Source organism: Pseudomonas sp. Gutcm_11s (genome assembly GCF_028649395.1).
GTDB lineage: Bacteria > Pseudomonadota > Gammaproteobacteria > Pseudomonadales > Pseudomonadaceae > Aquipseudomonas.
This window is the reverse complement of record NZ_JAQSUW010000017.1, coordinates 26,427-46,058: the sequence shown is the minus strand read 5'-3', so window position 1 is coordinate 46,058 and position 19,632 is coordinate 26,427. Positions and strand designations below refer to the sequence as shown.

The window sequence follows — 19,632 nt, the reverse complement described above, 5'->3', positions numbered from 1 at the left end:
CGGCAACGGGCGCTCGTGAGGCAAGCGTATGGCCATTACTGTCCATTGCGACATCGTCAGTGCCGAAGCGGAGATCTTCTCCGGTCTGGTCGAGATGGTGATCGCGCACGGCAACCTGGGCGATCTCGGTATCGCTCCGGGCCACGCCCCGCTGATCACCGACCTGAAGCCGGGCCCAATCCGCCTGGTCAAGCAGGGTGGCGAGCATGAGGTGTTCTACATCTCGGGTGGTTTCCTCGAAGTTCAGCCGAACATGGTGAAGGTCCTGGCCGACACCGTGACCCGCGCTGGCGACATCGACGAAGCTGCTGCCCAGGAGGCCCTCAAGGCCGCCGAGAAGGCACTCAACGAGAAGGGCTCGGAATTCGATTACGGTTCCGCCGCCGCTCACCTGGCCGAAGTCGCAGCCCAGCTGCGTACCGTCCAGCAGCTGCGCAAGAAGTACTGAGTCTCGTACTCCGGCTTCAGCGTTAGCGAGTAAAAGGGTAGCCTTGGCTACCCTTTTTCTTTTCTGCCGTTTTTATCCACAGGTGGTGTTCCGCCTGTGCCCGCTCAGGATTCCGTCATGTCCCTCGATATCGTCATCCTCGCCGCCGGCCAGGGCACCCGCATGCGCTCGGCCCTGCCCAAGGTCCTGCATCCGGTTGCCGGCAAGCCTATGCTCGGCCACGTCATCGACACCGCCCGCAAGCTGTCGCCGCGCAAGATCCACGTGGTGATCGGCCACGGTGCCGAGCTGGTCCGCGAGCGCCTGGCGGCCGACGATATCAACTTCGTGCTGCAGGCCGAGCAGCTGGGTACCGGCCATGCCGTGGCCCAGGCGCTGCCAGCGCTGGAAGCGGAGAAGGTACTGATCCTCTACGGCGACGTGCCGCTGACCCAGGTGGAGACCCTGACCCGTCTGCTCGAGCAGGCCAACGAATTCCAGCTGGGACTGCTGACCGTCAACCTGGCCGACCCCACCGGCTATGGCCGCATCGTCCGCGACGCCAACGGTGTGGTGCAGGCGATCGTCGAGCACAAGGATGCCAGCGAGACGCAGCGCGCCATCCGCGAAGGCAACACCGGCATCCTCGCCGTACCGGGCAAGCGCCTGGGCGATTGGCTGGGTCGCCTGTCCAACAGCAATGCCCAGGGCGAGTACTACCTCACCGACGTCATCGCAATGGCGGTGGCCGACGGCCTGGTGGTGGCCACCGAAACCGCCCAGGACGAAATGGAAGTGCTCGGCGCCAACGACCGCATCCAGCTGTCGCAGCTCGAATGCCACTACCAGCAGCGCATGGCTCGCCAGCTGATGGCCCAGGGCGTGACCCTGTTCGACCCACACCGTTTCGACGTGCGTGGCGAAGTGACCGTGGGCCGCGACGTGACCATCGACATCAACGTGATTCTCGAAGGCCGCGTGGTGATCGAGGACGATGTGCAGATCGGCCCGAACTGCGTGATCAAGGATTCCATCCTGCGCCGTGGCTCCATCGTCAAAGCCAACAGCCACCTGGAAGGTGCCGAAGTAGGCGAGGGCGCCGACTGCGGCCCGTTCGCCCGCCTGCGTCCTGGGGCCAAGCTGGGTGCTAAGGCCCATGTCGGCAACTTCGTCGAGCTGAAGAATGCGGTGCTGGGCGAGGGCGCCAAGGCCGGCCATCTGAGCTACCTGGGCGATGCCGAGATCGGCGCACGCACCAACATCGGTGCCGGCACCATCACCTGCAATTACGACGGCGCCAACAAGCACAAGACGGTGATGGGCGAGGACGTGTTCATCGGCTCCAACAGTTCCATCGTCGCCCCGGTTACTCTGGGCGATGGCGCCACCACCGGTGCCGGCTCCACCGTGACCCAGGATGTGCCGGCCGCCGCCCTGGCTGTTGGGCGTGCCAAGCAGCGCAACATCGAAGGCTGGAAGCGTCCGCAGAAGACTCCCAAGTAGTCCGAAGCGATTGAATAAAAGGCGGCCAAGGCCGCCTTTTTTCCATCCAGCGCTTGACCGCTAGCTTTCATTAGGTTTTGATTCGCGCACTTATCTTTCGAATCGAAACTTAAATGTCGAAGCGCAACACTCCCCAGCGCCGCCACGCGATTCTTGCCTTGCTCAACGAGCAGGGCGAGGTGGTCGTGGATGCCCTGGCGCAGCATTTCGCCACCTCCGAAGTTACGATTCGAAAGGATCTGGCCGAGCTGGAGAAGAACGGTCTGCTGCTGCGCCGCTACGGCGGTGCCGTGCCCATGCCGCAGGAGCTGATCGGCGAACCGGCGCAGCCCGTCTCCCGGCGCAAGCAGGCCATCGCCCGTGCGGCGGTCGGCCTGATCCGCGAGCACGCGCGCATCATCATCGACAGCGGCAGCACTACCGCGGCGATGATCCGCCAGCTCGGCCACAAGCCCGGCCTGGTGGTGATGACCAACTCGCTGAACGTGGCCAACGCCCTGCGCGACATCGAGCACGAACCGGTGCTGCTGATGACCGGCGGCACCTGGGACCCGCACTCGGAGTCCTTCCAGGGCCAGGTCGCCGAGCAGGTCCTGCGCTCCTACGACTTCGACCAGCTGTTCATCGGCGCCGATGGCATCGACCTGGAGCGTGGCACTACCACCTTCAACGAGCTGCTGGGCCTATCGCGGGTCATGGCCGAGGTGGCCCGCGAGGTCATCGTCATGGTCGAGAGCGACAAGGTCGGCCGGCGCATTCCCAACCTGGAGCTGCCCTGGAGCAGCCTCCATACCCTGATCACCGACGACCGCCTGGATAGCCAGGTGGCCGAACAGATACGCGCGCGTGGGGTCCAGCTGATCCTCGCCGCAGCTTCCTGAGGAGAACCGCTATGTGTGGCATCGTTGGCGCCGTCGCCGAACGCAACATCACCCCAATACTGGTCGAAGGCCTCAAGCGCCTGGAGTACCGCGGCTATGACAGCGCCGGCGTGGCGGTCTTCACCCAGGCTGGTGAACTGCAGCGTCGGCGCCGCGTCGGCAAGGTCGCCGAGCTGGAGCAGGCCCTGGCCGGCGAGCCGTTGACCGGCTACCTGGGCATCGCCCACACCCGTTGGGCCACCCACGGTGCGCCGAGCGAGCGCAACGCGCACCCCCATTTCTCGGGCGAGCAACTGGCCGTGGTGCACAACGGCATCATCGAGAACCACGAGGAACTGCGCGAGCGCCTCAAGGGCCTCGGCTACGTCTTCACCTCCGATACCGACACCGAGACCATCGTCCACCTGCTGCACCACAAGCTGCAGCAGCTTGGCGACCTCACCACCGCGCTCAAGGCCGCGATTCCCGAGCTGCATGGTGCCTACGGCCTGGCCGTGATCAGCGCTGCCCAGCCGGACCGCATCCTCGCCGCCCGCAGCGGCAGCCCGCTGGTGATCGGCCTGGGCCTGGGAGAGAACTTCCTCGCCTCCGACCAGCTCGCCCTGCGTCAGGTCACCGACCGCTTCATGTACCTGGAAGAGGGCGATATCGCCGAGATCCGCCGCGACAGCGTGCAGATCTGGGACGTCGCCGGCCAGCCGGTACAGCGTGAATCGGTGCAGTACCACGAAGGCGCCGAGGCCGCCGACAAGGGCGAATACCGCCACTTCATGCTCAAGGAAATCCACGAGCAGCCCAAGGTCGTGCAGCGCACCCTGGAAGGCCGCCTGGGCGGCGACCACGTGCTGGTCCAGGCCTTCGGCCCGCAGGCCGCTGAACTGTTCGCCAAGGTGCGCAACGTACAGATCGTCGCCTGCGGTACCAGCTACCACGCCGGCATGGTCGCCCGTTACTGGCTGGAAGCCTTGACCGGCATTCCCTGCCAGATCGAAGTGGCCAGCGAATTCCGCTACCGCCAGGTGGCCGTGCAGCCCGCCAGCCTGTTCATCACCATCTCCCAGTCCGGCGAGACTGCCGACACCCTGGCCGCCCTGCGCAACGCCAAGCAGGCCGGATATCTGGCCAGTCTGACCATCTGCAACGTCGGCACCAGTTCTCTGGTGCGCGAGTCCGACCTGTGCCTGCTGACCCAGGCCGGCCCGGAAATCGGCGTCGCCTCGACCAAGGCCTTCACCACCCAGCTGGTCTCCCTGCTGCTGCTGACCCTGGCCCTCGGCCAAGTGCGTGGCACCCTGCAAGCCGGCGTTGCTGCCGAACTGGTGGAAGAGCTGCGTCGCCTGCCGACTCGCCTGGGCGAGGCACTGGCCATGGACAAGACCGTGGAGAAAGTCGCCGAGCTGTTCGCCGAGAAGCACCACACCCTGTTCCTCGGCCGTGGTGCCCAGTATCCGGTGGCCATGGAAGGTGCGCTCAAACTCAAGGAAATCTCCTACATCCACGCCGAGGCCTACCCGGCCGGCGAGCTCAAGCACGGCCCGCTGGCCCTGGTCGATGCCGACATGCCGGTAGTCACCGTGGCGCCGAACAACGAGCTGCTGGAAAAGCTCAAATCCAACCTGCAGGAAGTCCGCGCCCGTGGTGGCGAGCTGATCGTCTTCGCCGACGGCGCCGCCGGCATGAGCAACGGCGAGGGCACCCAGGTGATCAACATGCCGCACATCCACGACGTGCTGGCTCCGATCCTCTACACCGTGCCGCTGCAGCTGCTGTCCTACTACGTGGCAGTGCTCAAAGGCACCGACGTGGACCAGCCGCGTAACCTGGCTAAGTCAGTGACGGTGGAGTAAGCCGAGAGCGAAACCAGAAAGCGGGCAGATTGCCCGCTTTTTTATTGGGTTAGATTTCTGGTAATAATCTATTAGCTATTGTCTTTAATTAAATGCTTGGAGCTTTTAGGTGAGAGCTGATTGGGGCTTGATAGAAAAGGGTATAGCTAAGATAAGTAGTCAAATAAGTAACTCTGAAATTTCCAAGAATTTAGTATTAGCTTTAATAGCTGCTGAAGATCATAGATATAAGATTCACCCCGGCGTGGATATGTTCTCCATGTGTAGAGCAATATGGAGAACATATGCATGTGGTAGACGTGAGGGGGGATCTACTATTGCAATGCAACTTGTTAGAGTCCTTACCGGGAAATATGAGAGAACCGTTAGAAGAAAAGCGTTAGAGATGTTTTATGCGCTTCTTTTGACTAAGAGATTAGGTAAAATTGAAATTCCGAGATTTTACCTATTTGTCGCTTATTATGGGGCTGGAATGAATGGCTTGCTGCAGGCTACTAAGGAGTTAGGGCTGGATTATTCTGATATTTCAATAGGCGATGCTGTAAGAGTTGTTGCCAGGCTGAAATATCCGGAGCCAAAGAGCAGTGGGAAAATTTATTCTGATAAAATAAAAAAACGAGAGGCTTATATTTTAAGTCGTCTGGATGAAGTCTTTTGACCGAGGTGGGTGAATGGAAGCATTCAAGTTCTCGACACATTTGTCGGATTTTTTAAGTAGTTATCCGAATGCTGAGAATATTGTTAAAGCTGCAGCAAATGGCGGGGAACAGTCAAAAATTGCTATTGCCAGACTCTGGCTTTCTGAGGGTATTCCATACGCTTTCAAGGACAATCCGGCCCTGTATGAGACTGTAAGGTCTTGGTTGGGGGTTCGATTAAGTGTCGATCCCAAGGAAATTAGTTTGACCGGAAGTGGACGTATTGGTCAGTCACTAGCGCCTGCCAAAATTGGCACTGGATTTGGTGAGCACTCGGATTTGGATTTGTTTGTGGTGTCCAGTGATCTGTTTGAAAAAGTTGTAAAAAATTTCAATGAGTGGTCCTATGATTTTGAGTCTGGAGTAGTTAATCCTTCTAATGGTCGAGAAAGAGGATTTTGGGAGAGTAATATTTATTCTGTTCCAAGAAATATAGAGAAAGGGTTCATTGATTCAAAATACATACCCAGTATTAGTAAGTATGCAAGCGCTCAAAATATAGCGCAAACAATGTGGCTTTTGAAAAGCAAGTTAGATATTACTGAAAAGGCTCCTCGCGTTCAAAGTGCATCAATTAGGTGTTATAGAAGCTGGGGAGAGTACGTGCGCCAAGTGGTAAAAAGTTTGTGACTAATTTTGTTTATCTTAAAAATTTAATTGTGGAAGTTCTGCTCAAACCTGCGGTGGCCCATCTCATCTGACCTAAGCTTTCAGAGTCAGCCATCACCCCGAGGAGCCGGACCATGTCGCCAACACGCCTCTTGTCATTGGCCTTGTGCCTGCTGCCCGCCATTGCGGTGGCCGAAATTCGCCCCGGCCTGTGGGAGTTCAGCGGTCAGGCGCAGAGGGGCGACCAGCAGATGCCGAACATGCAGGAGATGCTCGGTCAGTTGCAGAACTTGCCGCCCGAGCAACGCCAGATAATGGAGCAGATGCTCGCGCAGAAGGGCGTGAAGCTAGGTAGCTCCGGGGTGCAGCTGTGCATTAGCCCGGAAAGTGCCAAGGGTCAGAACATTCCTCTGCAGGACCCGAGCTCCGGTTGCAGTCATGAGATCACCGAACGCACTGCGGACCTGTGGAAGTTCCGCTTCACCTGCCCCAATGGCCAGGGGGAGGGGGAGACGCGCTTCCAGAGCGACACGGCCTTCACCACTCAGGTGAAGGGTGTCTATGACGGCCATGAGAGCACCATGAACAGCGAGGCGCATTGGGTCGGCGAGGACTGCGGCGGGCTGCCGCCGCGCTGAGGCCTGGCTGGGTGCCGTTGTCCTTCGGTTCCTGGAGTTGCGGCGGCTGGTAAGCCTCGCCAATGGGTATCTGATGGCTGGGCGGTAGCTCTCCGCCTCGCCATCGGTCCGTGTGTCGTTGCCTGGTCAGGGGCAATTTTCATTTCTTGTGTTATGTTATAACAATAAAATAAGCCCTGATGAGACCTGCCCTTGCTCAGCCAAGCCGAACTCCTGGCCATGCCCGCCGACGCCTATATGGATGCGGCGCAACAGTCGTTCTTCCGTCTGCTGCTGTTGGCGCAGCGTGAGGAGTTGCAGTTGCGCATCGCCGCCGAGTGCGCCGATCTGCGTGAACTGGAGCCGACCAGCGATCCGGCCGATGCCGGCAGTGCCGAAGAGCAGCGCCAGTGGCAGTTGCGCGTGCTGGAGCGTGAGAAGCGGCTGCTGGACAAGATTGATGCTGCGCTGCAGCGCCTGGCTCATGGCGACTACGGCTGGTGTGCGGAGACCGGCGAGGCGATCGGGTTGCCCCGCTTGCTGCTGCGTCCGACGGCGACTCTGTGCGTCGAGGCCAAGGAGCGTCAGGAGCGCCGTGAACGACATATCCGTGATCTGTGAGGACATTCCAATGGACCCGCGTCTCCCCGTAACCGTGCTCTCCGGCTTCCTCGGCGCCGGCAAGAGCACCCTGCTCAACCAGGTATTGCGCAACCGCGCCGGCCTGCGCGTGGCGGTGATCGTCAACGACATGAGCGAGATCAACCTCGACGGCGCGGCGGTGCAGCGCGACGTCAGCCTCAACCGCGCCGAAGAAAAACTGGTGGAGATGAGCAACGGCTGCATCTGCTGCACCCTGCGCGAAGACCTGCTGGAGGAGGTCGCCCGCCTGGCTCGCGAGGGGCGTTTCGACTACCTGCTGATCGAGTCGACCGGCATCGGCGAGCCGTTGCCAGTGGCCGAGACCTTCACCTTCCGCGATGAGCAGGGACAGAGCCTGTCCGACCTGGCGCGGCTGGACACCATGGTCACGGTGGTCGACGGGGTGAATTTCCTGCGTGATTTCCACGCTGCCGAGAGCCTGTCCAGCCGTGGCGAGACCCTGGGCGAGGACGATCATCGCGCCATCACCGACCTGCTGATCGAACAGGTGGAGTTCGCCGACGTGCTGCTGGTAAGCAAGGCCGACCTGATCGGCGCCGAGCAGTGTGCGGAACTGCAGGCCATCCTGCGCCGCCTCAACACCCACGCCGAGATCCTGCCGATGCAGATGGGTGAGGTGGCGCTGGAAAAGGTGCTCAACACCGGCCGCTTCGACTTCGAGCGTGCGTCCCAGGCGCCGGGCTGGCTCAAGGAGATGCGTGGCGAGCACGTGGCGGAGAGCGAGGAGTATGGCATCGGCTCGACTGCCTATCAGGCGCGCCGGCCGTTCCATCCGGAACGCTTCTTCGCCTTCCTCGACCGCGAATGGGTCAACGGCCGGCTGCTGCGCTCCAAGGGTTATTTCTGGCTGGCCAGCCAGCATCGCGAGGCGGGCAGTTGGTCGCAGGCCGGCGGGTTGATGCGCTACGGCCAGGCCGGGCGCTGGTGGCGCTTCGTGCCACGCGAGCAGTGGCCGCAGGACGAGGAGGGGCTGCGCACGGTGATGGACAAGTGGGACGTGGCAGTCGGCGACTGCCGGCAGGAACTGGTGTTCATCGGCCAGGACATCGACTTCGCCCGCCTGCACGCCGAGCTCGACGCCTGCCTGCTCAGCGATGTGGAGATGGCTGGCGGTCCGACGGCCTGGGCGCAGCTACCGGACCCGTTCGCGGCTGCGGCCTGATCAGGGTTCCAGCCACTCGCCCTTGCTCTGCTGCTCGCAGGCGGGCTTGAGGTAGCGGGCATCGCTGGCCACGCCGTAGTAGTGGATGTCCTGCTGGTACGGCGTGCCCTGCACCTTGGCGTTGCGGCACTCGCCGAAGGCGCCGCTGGGGCACTGGTCGGCGAAGCGCACCTGGACCTTCTGGTCCTTCAGCTGCGGGGCGCAGAAGCCGTTGCGGAACAGGTTGGTGGGGATGCTGCGGTTCTGCTGGCAGAGTTTGACCTCCACCTCCTGGCCCTCGCTGTGTACCACGCAGGCCTCGGCCCAGGCTTGGCCGGCCAGGCCCAGCAGTAGCAGGGCAACCATCGCTCGCATCGCACAGTCCTCAACGACAAAGCGGCGACTTTAGCCTTTCCCGGCGCCGCGTGAAACCGCACCATAGCGCCATGCTCGCCAATATCCCCACACACCTGATCGCCGGCCCTCTGGGCGCCGGCAAGACCAGCCTGATCCGCCACCTGTTGGCGCACAAGCCGGCGGCCGAGCGCTGGGCGGTGCTGATCAACGAGTTCGGCCAGATCGGCCTCGACCAGGCGCTGCTGAGCACTGGGCAGGAGGGAGTGTCGCTGTCCGAGATTCCCGGCGGCTGCCTGTGCTGTGTGGCCGGTGCGCCGTTCCAGGTCGGTCTCGGACGGCTGCTGCGCCAGGCGCGGCCGGATCGCCTGCTGATCGAGCCATCCGGCCTCGGTCACCCGCTCGAACTGTTGCGCCAGCTGGGTGAGGCGCCCTGGGCCGGAGTGCTGGCGCTGCAACCGCCGGTACTGGTGCTCGACGCAGCGGCCCTGGCGGCTGACCAGGAATTGCCGGAGAGCCAGCAGGCGACGCTGGAGAAGGCTGGCCTATTGCTGCTGAACAAGGCCGAGGCGCTGGACGAGGCGAGCCGCGAGCGGGTGCGCGTACGGCTGCCGGCACGGCCACTGCGCTGGACCAGCAATGGCGAGCTGGATTTCGCCGCATTGCCGGGGGCCGAGGCCCATGCACAGCCTGGCGCACAATCACCCGAGCTGCCTTCGGGGCGCGCGCCGCTGGCGGCAATCTGGAGCGATCCGCGCCGGCCGATCTGCCAGGTGCAGGCGCAGGCCGAGGGTTGGAGCATCGGTTGGCGTTTCCATCCCGGCCAGGTCTTCGACCTCGACAGGCTCGGGCGCTGGTTGAGCGGCCTGCCCTGGCGCCGAGCCAAATTGGTGGTGCATGGCGAGAGCGACTGGCAATCGGCCAACGCCCTGGACGGCAGCGCTCTGCAATGGCGCGTCAGTGAGTGGCGGCGGGATTCGCGACTGGAGCTGATCTTCGCCGCGCCGCAGGATGCCGAGAAACTGTCCGCCGCCCTAGCGGACTGCCGCCTGGGCTAGCGGGCCAGCAGCGCCTCCACGCCCATGCCGAGCAGCAACAGGGCCAGCACGCCCAGGCTGTAGCGGCGCACCAGGGGCGAGCGGTAGAAGGCGATCCGGCGATCGTCTTGCTCGTCTGCAACCTGCAGGTGGTGATCGAACTCGCTGGGCGCTGCGCTCAGAAGCTGCCAGGCGCGCGAGGCGTCGTGCTCGTGCGGCAGCAGCAGGGCGAAGCGATGGCCGCGGGCTTCCTCGCCGAGGTCGCAGGCGATGGACTCGATGCCTTGCTGGCCGAGGTGGTCGCGGAGAAAGTCGATGTAGCCGCCGTTGTCTGAGGTGCGCAGGTTCTGCAAGGCGTGGTCCTTGTCCACAGTGGAGGGAGCCGGCCAAGAGGCGGCCGGCTCGGATGGTAGCAGAGTGCCATGTTGCGACGCAGTTAACATTTATCCCGCTCAGGGATGGGCGTTGAACCAGGCCAGAACCTTGGCCGGCGAGGCGGCGAACCACTCGTGACCGCCGAGCGGCTCGGTGTAGCGCGCCGTCTCCGTGCCCTGCTGGAGCAGACGGTCGTAGTACAGGTCCATGCTCCACCAGGGCACCACCGTATCGACGAAGCCATGCAGGAACAGGGTTGGCGGATGGTCCGCGGGCAAGGTGTCGGGCACCACGCACAGCGGGCCGCTGCAGGTGGCGTAGGAGCCGGACTGGATGGCCAGCGCCTTGAACTGCCCGGGGAACGACACGGCCATGCGGCTGCTGTTGTAGCCGCCACTGGAAATGCCGGTGGCGTACTGACGCTGGGTATTGAGCGGGCCGAAGTGACCGCTGGCGATGGCCGCCAGCACGTTGCCGAGGAAGTCGTAGTCGGTGGTCAGCTCATAGGCCTGGGCCAGGCCGGGGATATTGGTCTGCCAGAACAGGTCGGCGGGTGCGCTGGGGGCAATCACCGCGTAGCCATTGTTGAGCAGGGTCTGCACCAGTTTGCCTTCGTAGTAGCCACCGAATGGCAGGTTGCTGGTGTAGCTGAAGTCATCGAGCGGGAAGAACGAACCCTGGTAGATCAGCACTACGGGCCAGCCGCCGCTGGGCGGAGTACCCAGTGGTGTCTGGTAGATCACCTGGCGGGCACCGACGATGCCGGAGTCGATCCAGGTGGTCTGGTGGCTGCAACTGACCTTGGCGGGCAGCAGTAGCGTGCGGGACCGGTCGCTGCAGCGCGAGTCGGCCATGGCGTGGGGCAGGGTGAACAACAGCAGGGAAAAGAGCAGCGTACGCAGAGCAGTCATGGAGGTGATCTCCGTTGTTATTGTGGGCGTTGCCATTCAAATAGAAACAGGAATTCCGATTCCGTCAAGTGGGTGAAGGCCACGGATGGCGCGGCATCGAGCGGGCTGCAGGTGCAATCTCCCAGGCTAGAGCGCCTGCGTGGCCATCGATAAAACATGCGATCAGGCTGGACGCCGATCGTGACGACCCGCTATCGAAAAAATATGCGTGCTGGGGCTTGCCAGCTGGTGCGGCGGAATCTACATTGTTTCGGAACCGATGTTCCGATTCCGATAAAAACAACAGCTGGAGGTCATCGTGATGTATCAAGGAAGGGGCCTGGCGGTCGCCGGCCTGGCACTGCTCGGCGCGCTACCCATCGGGGTAGCACAGGCATTTCAGGTGCGCTCGGGAGACTGGACCACCTCGCTCGACACCACCATCTCCTACGGTGTCAGCTACCGCATGGAGGGGCAGGACGACAAGCTGATCGCCCGCGCCAATGGCGGCAGCGGTAGCAACTCGGGGCTGATCAACTCCGACGACGGCAACCTGAACTTCCGCAAGGGCGACCTGTTCTCGCAGATGGCCAAGGTCGTCTCGGAGATGGACCTGCGCTACCAAGAGCGCCATGGCGTGTTCATCCGCGGACGCGCCTTCTACGACTTCGAACTGGAAGACGACTCGCGCCGGCATCGCGAGATCAGCGACGGCGGCCTCGAGGAAGCGGGGTCCAGCATCGACCTGCTCGACGCCTTCGTCTATGGCAGCTGGACGGTCAATGACCGCGACCTCAATGCCCGCCTCGGCCGCCAGGTGATCAACTGGGGCGAGGGGCTGTTCTATCAGAACGGCATCGGCGCGACCAACCCGGTGGACATCAACGCCCTGCGCGCGCCCGGTTCGGAGATCAAGGAGGCCTACCTGCCGACCTTCATGATCTACGGCTCCTACGAGCTGCGTGACAACCTCTCCGTCGAGGGCTACTGGCAGCCGGGCAAGGCCTGGGAAGCCTCGAAGATCGACCCCTGCGGCACCTACTTCTCGACCCTCGACCCGCTCGGTGAGGACTGCGACTACCTGTCTGCCTCGCCGCTGCAGGAACAGGTCACCGGTCTCGCCGGCCAGGCCATGGCCTTCGACAGCCCGGCGGCCGCCCAGGCCTGGGCCAACAGTCTGCCGCCCGGCCTGGTCAACGACCTGCTGCGTGCCTATGTCCCCACCACCTTTATCCCGCGCGCCCAGGATATCGACGCCGACGACTCGGCCCAGTACGGCCTGGCCCTGCGCTGGTTCGTGCCGGAGCTGAACGACACCGAACTGGGCTTCTACTACCTGCGCTACAGCATGCAGGTGCCGATGATCGGCCTGACCGTCGGCGAGCCGCTGGTGCTGCCGGTGGTCGGTGCGCTGCCCAACGCCAGCAGCTCGCGCTACTACGCCGAGTACCTGGAGAAGCGCGACCTGTTCGGCATCAGCTTCAACACCTCGATCGGTGGCGAGAGCATCTTCAACGGCCTGTCCCTGGCTGGCGAACTGAGCTACCGGCCGGACACGCCGATCGCTCTCGGCCTCAACGAGTACCTGCCCATCGCGCTGCTCAATCCGCAGGGGCTGCCGGCTGGCACTCACCTCGATGGTTACCGCGAGAAGGACATGTACCAGGCCTCGCTGGCCGCCATCTACAACTTCACCAGCGTGCTCGGCGCGGACTCGGCGACCCTGTTCTCCGAGCTGGTGGCCAGCCGCGTGCAGGGCCTGGAGTCGGACGTCGACTACTACGAGGCGACCAGCAGCGCCTATGGCGCCCAGGCCAGCATGAGCCTGACCTACAGCAACGTGTTCAACCTGGTGAACCTGGTGCCCAGCGTCAGCTACCAGTACAGCATCAACGGTGTGGCGCCCCAGCTCACCAACGGCCTGGACGAGGAGGCGCAGAGCTGGTCGGTGGGCCTGGATGCGATCTACCAGGAGTCGCTGACCGTGGGCGCCAAATATGTCGGTTACAGCGGTGGCGGTCTGTCGAACAAGCGCACCGACCGCGACTACCTGACCTTCAACGTCAAATACAGCTTCTGAGAGGGAACGCCATGCATCGTCTGAGAATTACCCTGCTGGCCGCCGCCCTCGTGGCTGCGCCACTGGCCATGGCCGAGGTGGATGCCGATCAGGTTGCCCGCCTGGGCCAGGACCTGACGCCCCTGGGAGCCGAGAAGGCCGGCAACGCCGCCGGCACCATCCCCGCGTGGGATGGCGGCCTGCCGCGTGACGCCGCGGCGTTCGACTCCAAGCTCGGCTACAAGGACCCCTTCGCCGCCGACCAGCCGCTGTTCAGCATCACCGCCGCCAACGTCGAGCAGTACCGCGAGCACCTCAGCCCCGGCCAGGTGGCCATGCTCAAGCGCTATGCGAACAGCTGGAAGCTCAACGTTTACCCCAGCCGCCGCTCGGCCTCCTACCCGGACAAGGTGTACAGCGCGATCAAGGGCAACGCCGCCACGGCCAAGCTGATCGAGAACGGTAACGGCATCGCCGACTTCAAGCTGGCCACGCCGTTCCCGATCCCGCAGTCGGCGCTGGAAGTGCTGTGGAACCACCTGGTCCGCTACCGCGGCGACAGCGTCAAGCGCTACTACGCCCAGGCCGTGCCGCATGCCAGCGGCAACTACTTCATGACCCAGATCGAAGACCTGTTCCTGTTCAACCAGGATGCCGGCAACGCCAGCAAGGACAACGGCAACGTGCTGTTCTACTTCCGCCAGTCGGTGCTGGCGCCGGCGCGCCTGGCGGGTACCGAGCTGCTGGTCCACGAGACCGTCAACCAGGTCAAGGAGCCGCGCCTGGCCTGGCTCTATGCCTCCGGCCAGCGCCGTGTGCGGCGCACGCCGAACGTGGCCTACGACTCGCCCGGCACCGCCTCCGAAGGCATGCGTACCACCGACAACTTCGACATGTTCTCCGGCGCCCCGGACAAGTACGACTGGCAGCTGGTGGGCAAGGAGGAGCTGTACGTGCCCTACAACAGCTACCGCTTCGCGGCGAAGACCAACAAGTACAGCGATATCGTCAAACCCGGCCACGTCAATCCGGACCTGCTGCGCTACGAGCTGCACCGCGTCTGGCACGTGCGCGCCACCCTCAAGGCCGGTCAGCGCCACCAGTACAAGCAGCGCGATCTGTACTTCGACGAGGACAGCTACCAGATCCTGGTGGTCGACCACTACGACAACCGCGACAACCTCTGGCGCCTCGGCGAGTCGTACACCCTCAACATGTACGACCAGCCGCTGATCTGGACCAAAGGCGATGCGGTATATGACCTGATCGGTGGCCGCTATGTGATCGGCATATTGTCCAACGAAGAGCCGGCGGATCAGTTCGATATTGCACTGAAACCGACCGACTTCACGCCGGCACAATTACGCCGTGACAGCCGTCGCTAAGTTGGGTTGTTATATAAGCCGTCTAACTTTGGCTAACTTGCAGGTAGTGGCAGATCATTCGGGAAAGTTCTGCAGGCAGAACTTCCCGAGGCGTCGCGCCGAGACTGCCGACCATGGTGAAGTAGTTCAAACCGGAGAGCAGCATATGGGCGCTGAGATCGGCGGCCTGCTCCGGGCAGGGGTGGTGCAGATGGCTGCGGTGGTTCAACACGATGCGCCCGAAGGCCTGACCGATGTAGGCGTTGAGCTGGTGGAAGCGCTGGCGGAACTGCGGGTCCATCGAGCTGCGCCGGATCAGGGCGCGCAACAGGCCTTCACTGCCTTCGAACAGGCGCACCACGCCGTGGATGAAGGCCTCCACCTGGGCGTCCAGCGGCAGCGCGTCACGCGCCAGGTCGTCCAGCAGGGCGTCTACGGCGGTACGGCTCTGCTCGACGAAGCGCTCATGCACGGCATACAGCAGGACGTCCTTGTCGCCGAGCAGGCGGTAGAAGGTGCCGACCGAGGATTCGGAAAGCTGGGCGATCTGCGAAATGCCGGTTTCTTCGAACTGGTTGCTGGCCAGCAATTCGGCAGCGGCGTTCAGGAAGCGCTCCAGAGCCTTCTTGCTACGTGCCTGGGTGGGGCTGGCAATGTTGTACATGATCAGTTCTCGAATCGGATCGTGGCGATTCTAGGGGGTTTGCCAGAGCAAGGCAAATAACAAGGCAGGCAATAAAGTTTTATTGAAAAGTTATCCTGTCGAGCAACTTTATTAGTGGTCATAAGTTGTCATCGGTGACGGCGATGTATTGCCATTTAATATTGAATGGAAGAACTTTGATGGAATATCTGAACTTGGCCAGTGGCCGCTTCGCCTATGTTCGCCGGGGCCAGGGTCGTCCTGTTTTGCTGCTGCATGGTCTGGGCTCGTCACTGCTCGACTGGCAGCCGCAGATCGAGCATCTGGCCGCGCATTGCGAGGTAATCGCCATGGACGTGCGCGGCCATGGCCAGAGCGAACCCTTGCGCGCCCCGGTAAGCATGGCCGAGCTGGCCGAGGACGTGGCCGATTTCATCCGTACCCTGCGACTCGAGCCGTGCATCCTGGTGGGCATCTCCATGGGCGGCATGCTCACCTTCCAGCTGCTGGCGGACCAGCCGCAGCTGGTGCGCGCGGCCGTGGTGGTCAACAGCGCGCCGAGCTTCCCGGTCGATACCTGGAAGGTGCGTGGCCAGGTCTGGCTGCGCCTGGGCCTGGTGCGCCTGCTGGGCCTGCCGGCACTGGCCGGGATGCTGGCCGGCAAGCTATTCCCCAAACCCGAGCAACAGGCGCTGCGCGAGCGGGTGGCCGAGCGCATTGCCAGCAACGACCCTACCTCCTACCTGCATGCCATGCGCGCCATTCCCGGCTGGTCGTCCCTGCCCAGGTCCGGCGAGGCGAACGTGCCCCTGCTGGTGGTCAGCGGCGATCGCGACTACACCCCGCTGGAGTACAAGCGCGCCTACCTGGACCAGCTGAGCGACGCCCGCCTGGAGGTGATCGAGGACTCCGGCCACGCCACTCCGCTGGACCAGCCGGAGCGGCTGAACCAGCTACTGCAGGCCTTTATCGCCGAACATTCGGCACCTTTGTCGGCCTGACTCTCTCGCGGTGCGTCGTTACACTGGCCGCAGTTTCCGCTGCGGCGCCTTTTCCCATGCACCTGCTTCCCTGGTCCCACCCCACCTCCGCCGGCTTCACCCTGACTGGCTGGCATACCGCGCCGAGCGGCAAGCCGCTGCTGCACTTCCTGCACGGCAACGGCTTCTGCGGGCGTACCTATGAGCCGTTGCTGGCGCCCCTGGCCGAGTACTTCGACCTGTGGCTGTGTGATGCCCAGGGCCATGGTGATACCGAGCACGGCGGCCGCTTCCACGGCTGGAACCGCAGCGCCGAGCTGGCGGTGGAGGCCTTCGCGGCCGGGCGCGGGATCTTCGGCGAGGTGCCGCGCTACGCGCTGGGCCACAGTTTCGGCGGGGTGCTGACCAGCCTGATCCTGGCGCGCGAGCCGCACCTGTTCCGCCGTGCGGCGCTGCTCGACCCGGTGCTCTTCAGCAAGTCGATGATCGGCGCGATGGCGCTGTCCGAACTGGTCGGCCTGCACCGCCGCAACGTGATGGCGAAGAAGTCCGCCAGCCGTCGGCGCCACTGGCCGGACCGGGACAATGCCTTCGGGCTGCTGCAGGGCAAGGGCATCTTCCGTGGCTGGACCGATGCCGCGCTGCAGGCCTATGTCGACCACGCGTTGAAGGATGCGGAGGGCGGCGGTGTCGAGTTGAAGTGCCGGCCGAGCCGCGAGGTGGATATCTTCAGTTCCTTCCCCAAGCGCCTGTGGCCGTCGCTTGGCAAGATCCGCACGCCGAGCCTGCTGCTCTACGGCGACAAAACCTACCCCTTCGTCGGCCAGTCCGCCAAGCGCCTGAGCGGGCTCAATCCGGCGGTGAGCATCGCCGAGGTGCCGGGTGGCCACTGCTTCATGCAGGAGCACCCCGAGGACACGGCCGAGCGGGTGCAGGCCTTCCTCCTGGCGCAGGTCTGAGATGAGCGCCAGCCGCGAGGAGGTGTGGCTGGCGCTGTCCGAACTGTGGCTGGACAACCAGCTGGACGAGCACGACCACCGTCATATCGCTCGCGTGCTGCTGGCCAGCGGCCTGTCCGTCGACGAGCTGCAGGGTATCTATCTGGAAGAAGTGGCGCCGCTGCTGTGGGGCAACCACTGGACGACCGCGGGTGTCTGGGATGGCTTCGATGCGCATTGGCTGAGTGCCGGCTGCCGGCGCTTCCAGCAGTTACGCGGGCGGAGCTGGCATCGCTGGCGCTGCCGCCTGTTGCGCAGGCCGATGACCTACGCGGCGGAGCCGGAGTGGCAGCAGGTGCTGCTGCGCATGGAGGAGCTGCGCGGCTGACTCAGTCGACGCGGCGGCGATCATCCGGGCGCGGGTGGCTGCGCCGCCAGTCATCCAGCTGGATCACCTTGTCGTCGTGCTGCATGGGCGCCTGGAACGGGTGGGCCTGCAGCTCGATGCTGCCCAGCTGGCGCCCGTACATGCTGATGCTGCCGCTCAGGCGCTGCTCGCCGGTGACGGTGAACTCGAAGTCGTAGATGCGCGCCACACGGCGCCGGCCGCGGCTGTCGCGGGTCATGGCCAGGCGGCGGAAGGCGACGTTGCCGTCGAGCAGCTCGATATCGAGCTTGGCGCAATGCTGCTTGGCCAGCGCCAGGGCGCGCTCGCGAATGCCATGGCCGCGCCACAACCAGGCGCAAGCGGTGGCGAACAGCATCAGCAACAGCACATCGAACAGGTCGATCATGGGAACTCCGGCAGTCACAGGCCCAAGCTTAACCTATCCGTGGAGGAGGGGATTGAGCTGCGATCGCGATCCCGTTAGGGTCGCCGCTCACGACGAACAGAGGACGTTTGCCCGATGAAGAAATGGCAGTGGATCAGCCTTGTCTCCTTCCTGCTCCTGGCGGCGCTGGCCTGGCTATGGCTGCGCGATGAGCCGCTGCTGGCCGACGCGCGTGCCTGGCTGCAGGCTCCGCCAGCGGCCGCCGAGAGTGTCGCCTACTACCAGTTGCTGGGGCTGGATGCGCCCGCCGGCCAGGACCCGCAGGCCGCGGGGCGTCAGCTGCTGGATGCGCACCGGCAATGGCGCGCCGAGCATGGCTTCAGTGATCTGCTGCAGCCGGCCGCGGCCGCCGAGCGTATCGAGCTGCCCGCCGGCCTCTGCGCTTTGGGTGAGCCCGGATGCTTGCAGCAGCTGCGTGACAACCCCGCACAGCTGGCCGGTCTACTGGCGCGCCATGCCGAACTGCGGCAGCGCTACGAGAACCTGCTGGCCCAGAGCGATTACCGCACCCTCAGCCAGCCGAGCATGGACGAGCCACTGGCCAACTACACCAGCCTGGACCGTGCCAACCGGCTGCTTGCCGCTCAGGCCCTGGTCTTGGCCGAGGGTGGTCTCGGCGCTGCAGGCCTGGCGTTGCTGCAACAGGACGTGCGCCAGCTGCGCGAGTGGCTGGGGCGGGCCGACAACCTGATCCTGAAGATGATGCTGGTGCGCTTGCTCGCTGCCGATCTGGACGCCATCGCCGTGCTGCATGACGCCGGCCTGCTGCCGCGCCCCGCGGCGCAACCCGCGCTGAGCGAGGCCGAGCGCTCCCTGCAGGGCGCCATGCAGCGCGAGTTCGCCCTGGTAGGCTTCGGGCTGATGACGCTGCTGGACAATCCGCAGACTGCTTCCGAGTTGGGCGTGCTTCGCTGGCAGCTGCGCTGGTTGTACAAGCCGCAGATGACGGTCAACGACAGCCTGCCGGCATACCGGCGGGTGGCGAACGCTTCGCAGCTGGACACCGCAGCCTTCGTGCGCAGCCTGCAGTCGCCGGCGCGCGCCGAACCGAGCCTGTGGCGCCGCGTGCGCAACCCGCTGGGGGCGATCCTGGGCCAGGTAGCGACGCCTGACTTCAACCAGTACCTGGCCCGTCTGCACGACCTGGACGCCAAGCTGGTGTTGTTCAATGCCCTCGGCCAGGCCGTGCCCGAGGTCGACAATCCCTACCGGGCAGACCAGCGTGCGAGCTGGGATGCCAAGCGCCAGGCCTACTGCTTCGCCGGCCCGCTGGCGGACAAGCAGGGCCTGCGCTGCCTGCCCTGGACCCCACCAGCGGCGTCGTAGCGGCTATCCTTGCAGCCGGGGCGCAGTGGCGCCCCGTTCACTGCCCCCGGATACCGACCTTGCCCTCGACCCGCCATCTACAGCGATCCGCGTGCCTGGCCCTGCTGGCCATGTTCCTGCTGCTGGCCGCGCCGCTGTTCTCCCAGGCTCTGGCAGCCGCGCAGGCGCCGGGCTGGATGAGCGAGATGGTCTGCGGCGACGGCGGGCACGACCAGCCGGCGCACGATGTACCTGCCTGGGCCCAGTGCGGTTACTGCATCCTGTTGCTGTCCAGCCCGGCGCTGGCTGGAGCCGCGCCGGTGCTGCAGGGCGGCGCGGGGTTCGTTGCCGACGCGCCGCTGCCGATGCGGCCCCATATCGTGCTTGCGAGCGTCACTGCGCACGACGCTGCGCCGCGCGCGCCTCCGCAGCGCCTGGCCTGATCGTTTTTGCACAGGGCCGCAGAGC

General features: G+C 64.1%; 22 protein-coding genes. 17 read left to right on the top strand and 5 right to left on the bottom strand.

Annotated features, from left to right (window positions below; all coding sequences use genetic code 11):
• Positions 1–28 precede the first annotated feature (28 nt).
• The 9 genes from PTT45_RS18680 to zigA all read left to right on the top strand — a co-directional run bounded on the left by PTT45_RS18680 (position 29) and on the right by zigA (position 8,407).
• On the top strand, positions 29–448 hold the full coding sequence (locus PTT45_RS18680; protein ID WP_043311985.1) for a F0F1 ATP synthase subunit epsilon: 420 nt from the start codon (positions 29–31) through the stop codon (positions 446–448).
• A gap of 117 nt (positions 449–565) precedes the next feature.
• Positions 566–1,930 carry a bifunctional UDP-N-acetylglucosamine diphosphorylase/glucosamine-1-phosphate N-acetyltransferase GlmU gene (gene glmU / locus PTT45_RS18675; RefSeq protein WP_273815354.1) on the top strand — a complete coding sequence of 455 codons (1,365 nt, stop codon included), beginning with the start codon at positions 566–568 and terminating at the stop codon, positions 1,928–1,930.
• A gap of 113 nt (positions 1,931–2,043) precedes the next feature.
• The gene (locus PTT45_RS18670) at positions 2,044–2,811 is read left to right on the top strand and encodes a DeoR/GlpR family DNA-binding transcription regulator (RefSeq protein ID WP_273815352.1); all 768 of its coding nucleotides are present in this window, start codon (positions 2,044–2,046) and stop codon (positions 2,809–2,811) included.
• 11 nt (positions 2,812–2,822) lie between these two features.
• Positions 2,823–4,658, top strand: a complete 1,836-nt coding sequence (gene glmS, locus PTT45_RS18665; RefSeq protein WP_273815350.1) for a glutamine--fructose-6-phosphate transaminase (isomerizing) — start codon at positions 2,823–2,825, stop codon at positions 4,656–4,658.
• 109 nt (positions 4,659–4,767) lie between these two features.
• Entirely contained in the window at positions 4,768–5,316 is a 549-nt protein-coding gene (locus PTT45_RS18660; protein WP_273815349.1) for a biosynthetic peptidoglycan transglycosylase, read from the top strand.
• Positions 5,317–5,329: 13 nt separating this feature from the next.
• On the top strand, positions 5,330–5,986 hold the full coding sequence (locus PTT45_RS18655; RefSeq protein WP_273815348.1) for a hypothetical protein: 657 nt from the start codon (positions 5,330–5,332) through the stop codon (positions 5,984–5,986).
• A 113-nt stretch (positions 5,987–6,099) separates the two neighbouring features.
• Entirely contained in the window at positions 6,100–6,603 is a 504-nt protein-coding gene (locus tag PTT45_RS18650) for a DUF3617 domain-containing protein (protein WP_273815347.1), read from the top strand.
• A 219-nt stretch (positions 6,604–6,822) separates the two neighbouring features.
• Positions 6,823–7,203 carry an RNA polymerase-binding protein DksA gene (gene dksA, locus PTT45_RS18645; RefSeq protein WP_273816035.1) on the top strand — a complete coding sequence of 127 codons (381 nt, stop codon included), beginning with the start codon at positions 6,823–6,825 and terminating at the stop codon, positions 7,201–7,203.
• A gap of 10 nt (positions 7,204–7,213) precedes the next feature.
• Positions 7,214–8,407 (top strand): zinc metallochaperone GTPase ZigA, encoded by a 1,194-nt coding sequence (gene zigA, locus PTT45_RS18640; RefSeq protein WP_273815345.1) that lies wholly within the window; start codon positions 7,214–7,216, stop codon positions 8,405–8,407.
• Here zigA and PTT45_RS18635 read toward each other — a convergent pair whose 3' ends face one another.
• Positions 8,408–8,761, bottom strand: coding sequence for an NADH:ubiquinone oxidoreductase (locus tag PTT45_RS18635; protein ID WP_273815343.1), 354 nt, complete (start codon positions 8,759–8,761; stop codon positions 8,408–8,410).
• A gap of 71 nt (positions 8,762–8,832) precedes the next feature.
• On the opposite strand from PTT45_RS18635, the gene PTT45_RS18630 reads away from it, so the two are divergent.
• Positions 8,833–9,798, top strand: a complete 966-nt coding sequence (locus PTT45_RS18630; protein ID WP_273815341.1) for a CobW family GTP-binding protein — start codon at positions 8,833–8,835, stop codon at positions 9,796–9,798.
• Here the strand turns inward: PTT45_RS18630 and PTT45_RS18625 are convergent.
• Together PTT45_RS18625 and PTT45_RS18620 are read right to left on the bottom strand one after the other, a co-directional pair.
• On the bottom strand, positions 9,795–10,130 hold the full coding sequence (locus tag PTT45_RS18625; protein ID WP_273815339.1) for a hypothetical protein: 336 nt from the start codon (positions 10,128–10,130) through the stop codon (positions 9,795–9,797). The two genes, PTT45_RS18630 and PTT45_RS18625, sit on opposite strands and share 4 nt — an antisense overlap.
• Before the next feature lie 99 nt (positions 10,131–10,229).
• Complete coding sequence (locus tag PTT45_RS18620) at positions 10,230–11,063, bottom strand: extracellular medium-chain-length polyhydroxyalkanoate depolymerase (protein ID WP_273815338.1); 834 nt, start codon at positions 11,061–11,063, stop codon at positions 10,230–10,232.
• 301 nt (positions 11,064–11,364) lie between these two features.
• On the opposite strand from PTT45_RS18620, the gene PTT45_RS18615 reads away from it, so the two are divergent.
• Together PTT45_RS18615 and PTT45_RS18610 are read left to right on the top strand one after the other, a co-directional pair.
• A complete protein-coding gene (locus PTT45_RS18615) occupies positions 11,365–13,122 on the top strand; it encodes a DUF1302 domain-containing protein (protein WP_273815336.1) in 1,758 nt (585 codons plus the stop codon).
• A gap of 11 nt (positions 13,123–13,133) precedes the next feature.
• Positions 13,134–14,486 (top strand): DUF1329 domain-containing protein, encoded by a 1,353-nt coding sequence (locus PTT45_RS18610; protein WP_273815334.1) that lies wholly within the window; start codon positions 13,134–13,136, stop codon positions 14,484–14,486.
• A 22-nt stretch (positions 14,487–14,508) separates the two neighbouring features.
• Here the strand turns inward: PTT45_RS18610 and PTT45_RS18605 are convergent, their stop codons facing one another.
• Complete coding sequence (locus tag PTT45_RS18605) at positions 14,509–15,129, bottom strand: TetR/AcrR family transcriptional regulator (RefSeq protein ID WP_273815333.1); 621 nt, start codon at positions 15,127–15,129, stop codon at positions 14,509–14,511.
• Between the two features lie 179 nt (positions 15,130–15,308).
• Here PTT45_RS18605 and PTT45_RS18600 point away from each other — a divergent pair, with 179 nt between their 5' ends.
• Genes PTT45_RS18600 through PTT45_RS18590 form a run of 3 tightly spaced genes read left to right on the top strand, consistent with a single transcriptional unit; the run spans position 15,309 to position 17,414 of the window.
• The gene (locus PTT45_RS18600; RefSeq protein WP_273815332.1) at positions 15,309–16,109 is read left to right on the top strand and encodes an alpha/beta fold hydrolase; all 801 of its coding nucleotides are present in this window, start codon (positions 15,309–15,311) and stop codon (positions 16,107–16,109) included.
• Between the two features lie 56 nt (positions 16,110–16,165).
• Positions 16,166–17,047: an alpha/beta fold hydrolase gene (locus PTT45_RS18595; RefSeq protein WP_273815330.1), complete on the top strand. Its 882-nt coding sequence runs from the start codon at positions 16,166–16,168 to the stop codon at positions 17,045–17,047.
• Between the two features lies 1 nt (position 17,048).
• On the top strand, positions 17,049–17,414 hold the full coding sequence (locus PTT45_RS18590) for a DUF7079 family protein (RefSeq protein ID WP_273815329.1): 366 nt from the start codon (positions 17,049–17,051) through the stop codon (positions 17,412–17,414).
• 1 nt (position 17,415) lies between these two features.
• Here PTT45_RS18590 and PTT45_RS18585 read toward each other — a convergent pair whose 3' ends face one another.
• Complete coding sequence (locus tag PTT45_RS18585) at positions 17,416–17,820, bottom strand: DUF3301 domain-containing protein (protein WP_273815328.1); 405 nt, start codon at positions 17,818–17,820, stop codon at positions 17,416–17,418.
• A gap of 114 nt (positions 17,821–17,934) precedes the next feature.
• On the opposite strand from PTT45_RS18585, the gene PTT45_RS18580 reads away from it, so the two are divergent.
• Together PTT45_RS18580 and PTT45_RS18575 are read left to right on the top strand one after the other, a co-directional pair.
• Positions 17,935–19,185 (top strand): hypothetical protein, encoded by a 1,251-nt coding sequence (locus PTT45_RS18580; RefSeq protein WP_273815326.1) that lies wholly within the window; start codon positions 17,935–17,937, stop codon positions 19,183–19,185.
• Between the two features lie 59 nt (positions 19,186–19,244).
• Positions 19,245–19,607, top strand: a complete 363-nt coding sequence (locus tag PTT45_RS18575) for a DUF2946 family protein (protein WP_273815324.1) — start codon at positions 19,245–19,247, stop codon at positions 19,605–19,607.
• Positions 19,608–19,632 lie beyond the last annotated feature (25 nt).